The sequence below is a fragment of the Bacteroides sp. 3_1_13 genome (assembly GCF_001185845.1).
In the GTDB taxonomy this organism is placed as follows: domain Bacteria; phylum Bacteroidota; class Bacteroidia; order Bacteroidales; family Bacteroidaceae; genus Bacteroides; species Bacteroides xylanisolvens.
Map to the genome: position 1 here is coordinate 106,798 of NZ_KQ236955.1, position 12,975 is coordinate 119,772.

The following is a 12,975-nucleotide window of genomic DNA, read 5'->3' on the forward strand; positions in this document are numbered from 1 at the left end:
GTATGTTATTAATAAGGTTAAACCGATAAAGTCTGATAACGACGAAAAACAAAATGTTTTTCAAGCATTATTAGTGATGACAAAGATAGCTGACGCATTATTAGGACGTAGACAAAATCGTACAAATAAACAAGAATATCACAAAGCAACATTTATTAAGAGACAAGTAGATATCAAAAGACGAGAATATTCACCAATAATTATCCAAGATTTGAACGATTTTTTTGTTCATTCTCAAAACTTCATTTTCGCTTCTAAAAAATTCAGCTATCATTTGTTTTTGCAACTAATTCTTTCTAATATTGTCCTGAGCTAACTGAAAAACAATACGATAAAAACAAGTCCACATGAAAAAACTCTTTTTTTTAATAGCTATACAGTTGATGTGCGTACATACATTCGTTGTGAACGCGCAACGCATTTTCTCCACCTCATACACGATGGATGATGGACTGGCAGCTAACAGAGTATACAGTATCCTGCAAGACTCATGCGGTTTCATGTGGTTCGGGACCGATGACGGACTGAGCAGATTTGACGGCATCACATTTAAAAATTACTACCTGTCGGAATACGTCAATGCTACAACAAGCAACAGTGTCAAGAAAATATTTATCGACAGTAGAGGTAGAATGTGGATCGGACTAGACAGTGGGATTGTCATTTATGACTCCAAAACAGATACATTTCAACCTTTTCACGCTAAAACGGAAACTGGTGAAATGATACAAACTTATGTTACCGACATGATAGAAGACAATGACGGAGAAGTTTGGATTACCACTAATGGGAAAGGACTCTACCGCTTCTCCCCTTCCGGAGAAGTCAGACTGAAAGTATACAGGAATATTCCCGGAGAAACAAATTGTATTTCGCAAAATATGCTCATGACATTGCAGCAGGACAGCAAACAAAACATCTGGATAGGGACTTACTCGGAAGGGCTATGCTGTTTTAACAAACAGACAGAAACATTTACAACTTATAAGAAAACGAATCACACCGGTAGCTTGTCCGACAATTCTATACAAAAAATTTTAGAGGATACACATGGAAATCTATGGATAGGGACTTTTCAACATGGACTGGATTTATTCAATCCGGAAACAAACAATTTTACCAACTATCAGGACAAGAGTTCGGTCAACTTGCTAGACCATATCCACGATATTAAAGAATACAGTCCCGGAGAACTTCTTATATCGTCCGATAACGGTATAGGAATCTTTAAAGTTGGAAAAGGAGAAATCATACAATCCGACAGTCCGAATCTAAAAATAAGAATCAGTGCGAACAAGTTCATTTATGCCATTTACATAGATAAAGAAGAAAGCCTCTGGCTGGGTTCTTATTTCGATGGCATCAAATTTTATTCGGCATTCCAAAATAACTTTAAATATTACAGTTGTTCACCGGCTTCCAATATACAAGCAGGGAAAGTTATCAATGTAATCAAAGAAGATAAGAATGACTGTTATTGGATAGGCACCGACGACAATGGTATTTTCCGGTTTAATGCCAAAACACAAGAAATTACTCCTTTCCGGGATGCGGCAAGCATAGGTACAACCTACTATTGCATACATGACCTGTTGATAGACGAAGATAAACTATATGCAGCAACTTATGGCAGAGGCCTGGAAGTGATTCATCTAAAAACAGGAAAAGTAGAAAGTTACCTCAACAATCCTAAAGATTCTACCTCAATTCCCTCTTCACGGGTATTCAGCTTGTACAAAGCCAGCAACGGGTGTATTTATGTCGGTACATCCGCCGGTTTCTGTTGCTATAATCCTGAAAAAAACAATTTTACCAGAATCGGTTCTTTCAGTAGCAAGGTGTCTGCCATCATCGAAGATTATTCCGGAAGAATATGGATAGGGACAGGTATAAGCGGACTTTATTCATACAACGTCAGAACTAAAAAGATATCTTCTTATCAACGTTCGGATAAATTGAACTCACTCACAAAAAATGTTATCACTACACTAGCCATCGACAGTAAGAAACGTCTGTGGATTGGAACGTATGGGCAAGGACTTTGCAGATACAATGATGAGACCGATGATTTCACCAGATATGATCATCTGAAACTACCGAATAAAATCATCACATCAATCATCCCCAAAGGAGACCTATTATGGATCAGCACCAACAAGGGGCTTGCCGTATATAATCCGGATACGGAATACCTGAAAACCTATTCTAAATCAAACGGACTTTATAATGAACAATTTACTCCGCGCTCGGGAGTAGAAGTCTCGGACGGTCGACTGTTCCTTGGTTCGACAGACGGCTTTTGTTATTTCTTCCCACAAGAACTACGCGAAAACACCTACAACCCGCCTGTCATCCTCACCAATATGAGCATTTTGGGAAAAGACATACAGGCAGACACCTTAAACTCACCTATCCGACAATCCATAGGATATACAAATGAAATCGTATTGAAATACAATCAGTCCATGATCGGATTTAATTTTGCTGCACTAAGCTATATAGCTCCCAAAGAGAATGATTACCAGTATATGATGGAAGGTCTGGACAACGAATGGCAGTTTACTAAAGGAAGTAACAACCACCTTTCGTATGCAAATTTGCCCGTCGGTGAATATGTATTGAAAATTAAGGGAACCAACAGCGATAAAATATGGAGTGACAATGAAGTTAAATTAAAAATAAAAGTTCTGCCACCATTCTTCCGGTCACAACTGGCTTATCTGATTTATGTCATTGTTCTGCTATTTGTAACTATGCTCACCATACGGTATTACATGAAACGTACGGAGAAACGCCAGAAAGAACGTATCAAAAGGATAAATGATGAAAAGGAGAAAGAGCTCTATAACTCCAAAATCGATTTCTTCACCAATATTGCGCATGAAATCCGGACTCCGCTAAGTCTTATCATCGGTCCGTTGGAATTCCTTATGAAGACTTCAAGTATCAACAATGTATATGGAGAATACTTAAGTATCATTGAGCAGAATTACAAACGCCTGTATGCGCTTGTCACTCAATTACTGGATTTCCGCAAAGTGGATACAGGCTCTTACAAATTATCGTATGATTCCTACCGGATCAAAGAAATTATCAGCAAAGTGGCCTGCATATTCGAACTATCCGCCCGACAAAAAAAAGTGGTTATTGACACTTCTGCCATACCGGAAGACATGAGCGTAGTCACAGACGAGGAAGCTTTCACCAAAATCATCAGTAACCTGCTGAGTAACGCTCTGAAATACGCCAAAAGTTCGATTTGCATCACAGCCATCGAAAAAGATTCCGATATAGTAATCACAGTAACAGATGACGGTATAGGAATTACCGATCAAGAAAAAACAAAAATATTCGATGCATTCTACCAAGTCAAGAACAACAGTGAACTGAACAAACTGGGAATCGGTATCGGTCTCCACATGACGCGTTCTCTCGTCCAACTGATGAACGGGAAGATTGAAGCGAACGACAGGGAAGACGGAGAAAGCGGTGTTGCCATTTCCGTCTACCTTCCCAAACAGACAGCTATCAGTCAAACTGTCCAAGCTGTTAAACGTTTAGAAGACACCATTATTCCGGAGAATAACTCGGAGAATATGGAAGAACACGGCCTGAAAACAATTCTTTCGGACGAACCGCTGAAAAAACAATACGCAGTAATGGTCGTTGATGACAATCCGGAAATACTGGATTTCCTTTCTAAAATCCTGTCCGAAGAATATTTTGTCATTTCAGCGTCCTGCGGAGAAGAAGCGATACAAATTTTAGAAAAGAACAGTATAGACCTTATTATCAGCGATGTAATGATGGCAGAAATGGATGGGTTCGAACTCTGTGAAAAAATAAAAAATAATATCAATATTTCCCACGTTCCTGTTATCCTGCTGACTGCCAAAACGGATACAGAAAGTAAAATTAAAGGATTGGAAGCCGGTGCAGATGCATATATAGAGAAACCATTCTCTCCTTTCCATCTGAAAGCGCAACTGTTGAACCTGCTAAAAAAGAGGGAAAAACTGCAAAAAACATATGCTTCCACCCCATTATCAGACTTGCACTCTACGGTTCATAACACGCTGGATGAAGAGTTCATGAACAAATGTTCCGAGATTATTCAGAACAATATCGAGGATACTGAATTCTCTGTAAATACATTGGCACAGGAACTAGGCATGAGTCGTACTTCCGTATTCACTAAAATCAAAGGGATTATCGGAATGACACCCAATGATTTTATCAAAGTCACCCGATTGAAAAAGGCTTGCCGGATGATGATAGAAGGAGAATACAGAGTAACAGAAATTGGTTTCCTTGTCGGCTTTAGTTCTTCTTCCTATTTTGCCAAATGTTTCCAAAAGCAATTCGGAATGTTACCAACGGAATTTCTCAAGAAAGCGAAAGAAGATCCGACTATATTAAAGTAATTCCCTCAACTCAATATATTTTTTTATTATCCTAGCTATGAACATATAATCCCCCCAGTAAGTTCCTATAATAAAGATAAATCAAAAACGTCTTGTCTCCACGTTCCAGCTTACGTTTTTCAAAGAAGTTCTTATTCAGATTCAGGTTTAGCCTGATCTGAATTTTCCGATTTAGATTTGTTTTCCAAACATATATTGACCGCATTCATCCCTTTTACTCCACGCTCAAGGTCAAATGTAACGATATTATTTTCCGCAATGGTACCAACAACATTGTTTACATGAAAGAAGTACTTTTCAACTCCTGAAAGGTCTTTAATAAAACCAAAGCCTCTTGTTTCATTAAAGAATTCAACACGACCTCGCAAGATAGCCAGTTCTTCTTCCTCTTTCTTCGGTGTTGCTATGATTATCTCATCCAGACTGATTTCTTCCTTTTGAATATTGTCGGCCGGTGGAGTCGAAGTAATCATTCCATTCTCGTCCACATAAGCAATCATATCATCAAAGCTGCTAGTACCCGATAATTTCCTACTTTCTTTCTTCTTTAGTTTTTCTTCTCGTTTAGCGATTCTTTTCTTTTCATTTTCACGTTTACCAACTGTCATGGATTTTGCCATAGAATTTATATTTAGTTTTATATTATACTTTAAAGAGATTGTAAATTGCTGATTTTAAATAATAAAATCAACCTTATTCAGTTTCTTACCCGTCAGCTTCTGAATATCATTGACGAACTTGCGTTCTTCCTGCGAACAGAACGTTAGTGCTGTTCCTTCATTACCTGCCCTTCCAGTACGCCCGATACGGTGTACATACGTTTCGGGTACATCAGGAAGATCATAATTGATAACCAACGGCAATTCGTTAATATCAATTCCTCTGGAAGCAATATCGGTTGCTACCATTACTCTGGTTTTTCCCGATTTAAAGTTTCCCAATGCTGACTGTCTGGCTGCCTGGCTCTTATTTCCATGAATAGCCTGACTGCCAATACCTGCTTTACCTAATATTCTGACGATCTTATCAGCATTATGCTTCGTGCGCGAGAAAACTAATACCGATTGCTCTTCCGCTTTCTGCAAAATTGAGATTAAGAGCTGACTCTTCTCCTTCTTTTCTACAAAATAAATGATTTGCTTTATTGAGTCTACCGTAGATGATTTCGGTGTGATATAAATCTTCACCGGGTTCTTCAACAGAGATTTTGTTAAGGCAATAATGCTATCCGGCATTGTCGCAGAGAAAAACAAGGTCTGCTTTTCTTTCGGGAGCTTTGGCAATATCCGCTTAATATCATGAATAAATCCCATATCGAGCATGCGGTCTGCCTCATCAAGCACAAAATATTGTATCTTGTCCAAGTGTATATGTCCCTGGCTCATCAAATCAAGCAAGCGTCCCGGAGTTGCGACCAGAATATCAATGCCTTTATGCAACATATCAACCTGTGGACGCTGATTCACACCGCCAAAGATACCCCCGTGACGCACACGGGTATATTTTGAATAATCATCAATACACTCACTGATTTGCAAAGCCAGCTCACGGGTAGGCGTTAATATCAGTGCTTTGATACCCTGACGCTTACCAGGCTCTTTGTTTTCATGTAAATGCTGGATGATAGGGATTGCAAACGAAGCAGTCTTCCCTGTTCCCGTTTGTGCGCAACCTAATATATCCCTTTTCGCCAATGCGGCAGGAATCGCTTTTTCCTGAATAGGAGTCGGCCTAGTATATCCTTTTTCTTCAATTGCTTTTAAAATCGGTTCGGTTATTTTTAAATCTTTAAATGTCATAAATGTAATTTGCTATACCTGTACTTACGCCGGAGCATCTGAGAACATTTCATGCAAATGTTTACGATCATGCCAGCACAATTATCAATATAGACTTTGTGATATAATTATTAAACTTACACTCTTGATTTTCAAGAGTCTTCAAATTGCAATAAAGCCTAATAATTCTTCTTTAGACATGAAAAGATCAGGATCTGGGGTATCCTAGTTGCACTACACAGAGGAGTGAGAATTAGCAGAACTTAATTGTTAGATGATTTTCATTTCCGGCAGTCAGACTAAGACAGCCTCCGCAGAGATATCATAAAAGCGGATATAGAAAGACTTTATAGAAAAGCAGAAGAAGGATTTCCTCCGCTTTCCCAAAGTCCGGATATTAATATCTTCTGGAATTGTTGTAACCACCTCCACGGTTTCCACCGTATGACGGTTTTTCTGCACGAGGGCGTGCTACGCTTACTGAAATAACCTTCTGGTCATATTCAACGCCATTCAATTCATCAATTGCTTTTTGTCCTTCTTCGTCGTTCGCCATTTCCACGAAAGCGAATCCTCTGGATTTACCAGTTTCTCTATCCATAATTACTTTGGCTGAAGAAACTTCTCCAAACTCTGCAAATAAATTTGTTAAGTCGGCATCATTAGTGCCATAGCTTAAACCTGAAATGTAAATGTTCATTTAAAATTTTATTAAAATAAATACTAATTTGGAGTGAGGAGGATAATTAAGGACAAGGACTGCTTGCTAATAAAATATTATAAAGAAGAACTATACGATAATGATTCGTAACTCAAACTCTTGGTACAAAGATAATGTAATAAATCAGAAAAATACGTTTATATTCATTCTTTTTCGGAAGAAAGACTATAATTATCATTTGTTAGCATATAGAATATCAATAAACAGATCATTCACCATCTTTTTTCATTCATTTCTGATAAATTCCCACAATATACTTATTTTTGCCACAGCATAACTAACAAAGAATATATCCATGAATAAACCAACAAATACCACCCGAGAAGAAATGTGGGCAAAACAGCATCTATCCGCCGTCGACATTGACTATGCCGTATGGGAACGGGATAAGTCCATGCTTCATCAACTCTCGAAAATGGGTCGTAACTGTACATTTGTTGTCGATGTTTATAAATGCAAATATGCTTACGCCTCTCCGAATTTTGTTGATTTACTGGGATACGACAGCCACAAGATAGAAACATTAGAAAGACAGGGGGATTATCTGGAATCGCGCATCCATCCCGATGATCGCGCACAACTGGCGGCACTACAGGTCACACTAAGCCAATTCATCTATAGCCTGCCTTTTGAGCAACGGAATAACTACTCTAACATTTACAGTTTTCGTATGCTTAATGCGAAACAACAGTACATACGTGTCACCAGCAGACATCAGGTATTGGAACAAGACCATAACGGTAAAGCCTGGCTTATAATAGGAAACATGGACATATCGCCTGACCAAAAAAAATCAGAAATGGTAGATTGCACCGTCCTGAATCTAAAAAATGGAGAGCTATTCTCTCCTTCTCTCTCATTTCAACCTTCTACTAATCTTACTAACCGGGAAATAGAAGTATTACGTCTTATTCAAAAAGGCCTGTTAAGTAAAGAAATCGCAGACAAACTATGCATCAGTATTCATACAGTTAATATTCATCGACAAAATCTGTTACGGAAGTTAGGTGTACAGAATTCCATTGAAGCCATTCGTTTAGGACAAAAGAGTGGATTGCTAGGTTAACACATGCAATCTCTCTCCCCGCACAGTGATCCAATCTGGCTAGGGCATCCATTCCACCACACCCACCACCGGGTGCAATCTTCTCCATTCCTCAAATTCCGGATAACTACGTACACCGCCCTGAATCACAGCTTGATAATACTCCACTCCCATAATCTTTTCCGTATCAGGCGTTTCGTATTTTAATTTCAGGATAGCCAGCCTCATTTCATCTGTCAATACTGCAGAAATGCGTTCGGCCCCCCTTTCAAAATAGCCATCATAACGAGAGCCTTCTTGGATATGAATCATATCCATTTGCCAGAGTTCTCCTTCCATATCCTGATACCATGCATGCCACTCTATACACGCTTCTGCTGTATGTAATAAATTCGTATATTCAATCTTCTTTACGGACGTATTTTCCGCCAATTCAGCCATCGCCCGAAAGCTGGCAGACAAATCCAAAGGGGAAGTATAAATATGAAAATCAATATCCCGATGTTTCATCAATAATCCTGTACGCAACGAACCTACCAGATTCACTTTGGCACCCATCCCCTCCCATATCCGAACAATACGGGTATCCTCTATAATCTCCCAAGCTTTCTGCTGGTTACGTTTTGCCAATTCAAGAATATTCATCTTTTTCCTTATTAAATAAGTATGCAAAAATAGGAAAAAGGATACATATATAGCTATAAATAACTATTTAATCCCTAAATGGGTTGAGCTAACTTTGCCTGCAATTTCAATTCTTCATCATACAACTAAAAAGAGATTATGATATTCAATCAAACAGAGAAACAGGAAAATGAGTATTTACAGCAAGTCATAACCACTATCCATGATACGATTAACACTACCAGTACTTCCGTCAAAGAGCATATAGACACCCTGCAGGAGTACAAGGATTATCTATGGTCGAACAAAGATATCGATCCCCACGAAATCCGTTCCATGCGCGAAAGCATATTAAATCATTTTGCATTAGGTGAAAATGTAATTGACAAACGCAGGCGACTAAGCAAAATACTGGATATCCCCTATTTCGGACGAATCGACTTTCAGGAAAAGAAAGACAAAAGCCAAGTTAGTCCGATCTATATAGGAATACATACTTTCTATGACTTCAATCAAAAAAAGAATCTGATTTACGATTGGCGAGCTCCTATTTCAAGCATGTTCTACGATCATGAATTAGGCGAGGCGTTCTACTCTTCCCCGGCAGGCAAAATTAACGGAGCGATCTCACTCAAACGCCAATATCGTATTCGCAAAGGAAAAATGGAGTATATGATTGAAAGTTCCATAACTGTTCATGACGATATTCTGCAAAAAGAACTATCTTCCAATGCCGACAACAAAATGAAAAATATCGTCACGACAATTCAGAGGGAACAAAATCAGATTATCCGCAATGAAAACGCTTCTGTACTTATTATACAAGGTGTTGCCGGTTCAGGAAAAACCTCTATCGCGCTCCATCGTATTGCCTACCTGCTTTATGCACAGAAAGGACAGATTTCTTCCAAAGACATATTAATCATCTCCCCCAATAAAGTATTTGCCGATTACATTTCTAATGTACTTCCGGAACTTGGCGAAGAGATCGTTCCCGAAACCAGCATGGAGCAAATTCTGTCGGATGTAATTGACAACAAATATAAACACCAGAATTTCTTCGACCAAGTGACGGAACTATTAGAAAACCCGACACCCGACTTTATCGAACGGATTCAATACAAAGCCTCCTTCGAGTTTATATCACTACTTGACAAATTCATCCTTTACATGGAAAACAACTATTTCAAAGCAACAGACGTAAAACTCACCAAATATATCACCGTTCCTGCCGAATTTATTAACGAACAGTTCAAACGATTCCACCGCTATCCCATACGTCAACGATTTGAGACTATGACAGATTACATTCTGGAGATGATGCAACTACAATATAATCTCACAGTTAGCACTCCGGAGAAAAACCAACTAAAGAAAGAGATAAAAAAGATGTTCGCGGGCAATAACGATCTCCAAATCTATAAAGACTTTTTTGAATGGATCGGAAAACCGGAGATGTTCAAGACACGCAAAAATCGCATACTGGAGTATGCGGACTTAGCTCCTTTGGCTTATCTGCATATCGCATTAGATGGGAACAACGCCCAATCTTATGTCAAACACCTTCTGATAGACGAAATGCAAGACTATTCTCCCATACAATACAAAGTGATTCAAAAACTTTATCCGTGTCGAAAAACAATTCTTGGAGACGCTTCCCAATCCGTCAATCCTTATGGATCTTCCACTGCCGGTATGATTCAAAAAGCATTTGTAACAGGAGAAATAATGAAACTTTGCAAAAGCTATCGTTCTACTTTTGAGATTACCAGTTTTGCACAAAAAATTCAATCGAACAATGAATTAGAACCGATTATGAGACATGGAGAACACCCCAAGATTCTTCCATTCAAAAGTACAGAAGAAGAGATCCAAGGTATTGCGGATTTAGTAAACTCCTTCAGGAACTCCCATTATACCTCATTAGGGATCATCTGCAAAACAGAATCCCAAGCAAAAGAACTTGTTCAAAAACTCCAGATATATGCAAACGACATCTCACTTTTGTCAAATCAAAGTTCTGCTTATGTGAAAGGGATTATCATCACTTCTGCCCATATGGCGAAAGGACTAGAATTTGACGAAGTAATCATTCCGCAAACAGATGATAAGAACTATCATTCCAATATTGACAAAAGTATGCTTTATGTGGCAGTCACAAGGGCTATGCACAAGTTAACTTTGACTTATTCTACCACTTTGCCCAGTTGCCAATTCCTATAATAGATGTGTATTCAAACAAACATCGAAAATTAATTAAAAGAAAAAATTATAGCTAATCTCCTATTATTTTCTATTTTTGTACAATGGAAAATAAGGGAATGAAATACGAGTTTACCACAAAAGTTTGGAACTACTCATCAACCGTTGGAACAGGCGGTTGGCACATAGCCTGCCTGCCGAAAGAAATGTCCAAAGAGATAAGAGAGAATCTCGGATTCTTAGAGGAAGGCTGGGGACGGTTGAAGATGACGGCCAAAATCGGCAATACCCAATGGGAAACCGCAATCTGGTTTGACACCAAACTTGATACTTATTTACTTCCTTTCAAAGCAGAAATCAGAAAAAAGGAAAAGATCACAACTGATAAAGAAATAGAGATTATGATTTGGATTTAAAACAAGTGATAAGAAGAACTACCCGCAAAACAAGAGCCGCTTGAACAATCTCAAACGGCTCCGTAACTCCTTTAACAACATGGTTATCGAGCTAATATAACCACCGGTCTATATTCCTTTTTTCTGCACTGAACTCCACTCCAATTTTAACCAACTCACGCCCGTCTACCTGATAAGGTATCAGATAGCCTTTTTCATCAATCTGCTGCAAAGCCTGTTCGGCAGTACCATTCAGTTTAAATTCAAATACATAAATATACTTCGGAGTTTTCACCACTGCATCCGCCCGTCCGCGGGCACTAAGAACCTCTGCTCCGGTAAATTGTCCCATCAATTTGAATACTAAGTAAAATACAACTTGATAATGTCGTTCGGTCTTTTCATTCAGTTCATAAGGGAAATCTGCGAAGAAAGCCTGTAAGCGGGTAAGAAAAGCGTCAACATCACCACTTTCCAATTCACGTACAAATTTACCTAGATAAAAGCCCCGTTCATCATCTACCACTGATGTGTAATAAGGAACCCAAAAATCCATAAATCCATATCGCACTTCATCATTGGGAAATTTCAGCAGGTAGTTTCCAAAACGCTTGTCATACCCCTTTATAGTCAAATAGCCACTCTGATAAATCAACGGAATCGGATTATTAGCATCTACCCTATATTCCATAAACGAAGAAGCATTGGCTTCTACCCCATCAATCAACGTACGCAAATCATACTCACTCTTTTTAAGCAGTTCGACTAAAAAAGTAGGAGTACCGGTTTGGAACCAATAGTTACTAAACTTATACCCGTCAAAAACATTAAGCACACTGAATGGATTGAATACTCCTTCCGCAAACTCACAAAAATGATAGCCATCATATAAAGCCGTCATCTTGTTCAATGTTTCTTCATAAGTCAGTTCATTCGTTTCTGCCAATCGATTCAGTTCAGGAATAAAAGTATCCTCCAATTCTTGTCGTGTAATACCACAAATTGTGGCATATTGAGACGTCATGCTGATATCATTCAGCTGATTCAAATCATTACACATGCCAGTTTGTGCAAACTTAGTCACACCTGTAAGTAAAACAAAATGGAGATAACGATCAGAGCTTTTCAGTACACTATAAAAAGCATTCAAGGTTTTACGATAATCATCAAGCAAAACATCATTGCTCAATACTTTCAATAAAAGTTTATCATATCCATCAACAAGCACTACTACTCCACGACCAGACTGTTCACTGGCACGACGAATTGCACCGGCAAAACGTCCTGAAAGAGTTTCCTCATCCTCTCCTTTGCCATATTTCAGTTCCCATTGCGTCAACTGCCTACTAAGAATTTCGGCTAGAGCCTGGGAAGAATCATGTTTTCTCACGTTCAAATCCAAATGCAGTACGGGATATTTCCTCCAATCCTTTTCCATACCAGCAATAGCCAACCCTCCAAATAATTCTTTCTTGCCCTCAAAATAGGCTTTAAAAGTAGAGAGTAGCAGGCTTTTCCCAAAACGACGAGGACGAGTTAAAAGATAGGCTTTACCTGTGTTAGCTATTCGCCATACAAGAGTGGTTTTATCCACATAGAGATAATCTCCTTTACGAAGTTTCTCAAAATCATGTATTCCAATTGGAAGTTTGCGCAATACTCCGTTCATTATTTTTCCTCTATTTTGATTATTCAAAGATACGCATTTCCACGGGAATACACATACAAACTCCACAAAAAAGTACACAGTTTCACAGACAGCACTACCATGACTCCATTTTTCATC

At 38.6% G+C, this 12,975-nt stretch carries 9 protein-coding genes; 4 read left to right on the forward strand and 5 right to left on the reverse strand.

Annotated features, from left to right (window positions below):
- The first annotated feature begins 347 nt into the window (after window positions 1-347).
- Window positions 348-4,424, forward strand: coding sequence for a hybrid sensor histidine kinase/response regulator transcription factor (locus HMPREF9009_RS00370; protein ID WP_049701144.1), 4,077 nt, complete (start codon window positions 348-350; stop codon window positions 4,422-4,424).
- A 131-nt stretch (window positions 4,425-4,555) separates the two neighbouring features.
- On the opposite strand, the gene HMPREF9009_RS00375 is transcribed toward HMPREF9009_RS00370, so the two are convergent.
- From HMPREF9009_RS00375 to HMPREF9009_RS00385, 3 genes are all read right to left on the reverse strand, one after another.
- The gene (locus tag HMPREF9009_RS00375; protein ID WP_049701145.1) at window positions 4,556-5,044 is read right to left on the reverse strand and encodes a cold-shock protein; all 489 of its coding nucleotides are present in this window, start codon (window positions 5,042-5,044) and stop codon (window positions 4,556-4,558) included.
- A 54-nt stretch (window positions 5,045-5,098) separates the two neighbouring features.
- On the reverse strand, window positions 5,099-6,223 hold the full coding sequence (locus tag HMPREF9009_RS00380; protein ID WP_049701146.1) for a DEAD/DEAH box helicase: 1,125 nt from the start codon (window positions 6,221-6,223) through the stop codon (window positions 5,099-5,101).
- A gap of 376 nt (window positions 6,224-6,599) precedes the next feature.
- Window positions 6,600-6,902, reverse strand: coding sequence for an RNA recognition motif domain-containing protein (locus tag HMPREF9009_RS00385; protein ID WP_049701147.1), 303 nt, complete (start codon window positions 6,900-6,902; stop codon window positions 6,600-6,602).
- 316 nt (window positions 6,903-7,218) lie between these two features.
- On the opposite strand from HMPREF9009_RS00385, the gene HMPREF9009_RS00390 reads away from it, so the two are divergent.
- Window positions 7,219-7,989, forward strand: coding sequence for a LuxR C-terminal-related transcriptional regulator (locus HMPREF9009_RS00390; protein WP_049701148.1), 771 nt, complete (start codon window positions 7,219-7,221; stop codon window positions 7,987-7,989).
- Window positions 7,990-8,028: 39 nt separating this feature from the next.
- Here HMPREF9009_RS00390 and HMPREF9009_RS00395 read toward each other — a convergent pair whose 3' ends face one another.
- Entirely contained in the window at window positions 8,029-8,613 is a 585-nt protein-coding gene (locus HMPREF9009_RS00395; RefSeq protein ID WP_049701149.1) for a hypothetical protein, read from the reverse strand.
- 138 nt (window positions 8,614-8,751) lie between these two features.
- On the opposite strand from HMPREF9009_RS00395, the gene HMPREF9009_RS00400 reads away from it, so the two are divergent.
- Window positions 8,752-10,815 carry a HelD family protein gene (locus HMPREF9009_RS00400; RefSeq protein WP_049701150.1) on the forward strand — a complete coding sequence of 688 codons (2,064 nt, stop codon included), beginning with the start codon at window positions 8,752-8,754 and terminating at the stop codon, window positions 10,813-10,815.
- A gap of 98 nt (window positions 10,816-10,913) precedes the next feature.
- Window positions 10,914-11,210 carry a DUF1905 domain-containing protein gene (locus HMPREF9009_RS00405; RefSeq protein ID WP_049701151.1) on the forward strand — a complete coding sequence of 99 codons (297 nt, stop codon included), beginning with the start codon at window positions 10,914-10,916 and terminating at the stop codon, window positions 11,208-11,210.
- 91 nt (window positions 11,211-11,301) lie between these two features.
- Here the strand turns inward: HMPREF9009_RS00405 and HMPREF9009_RS00410 are convergent, their stop codons facing one another.
- Window positions 11,302-12,858: an ATP-binding protein gene (locus tag HMPREF9009_RS00410; RefSeq protein WP_049701152.1), complete on the reverse strand. Its 1,557-nt coding sequence runs from the start codon at window positions 12,856-12,858 to the stop codon at window positions 11,302-11,304.
- Window positions 12,859-12,975 lie beyond the last annotated feature (117 nt).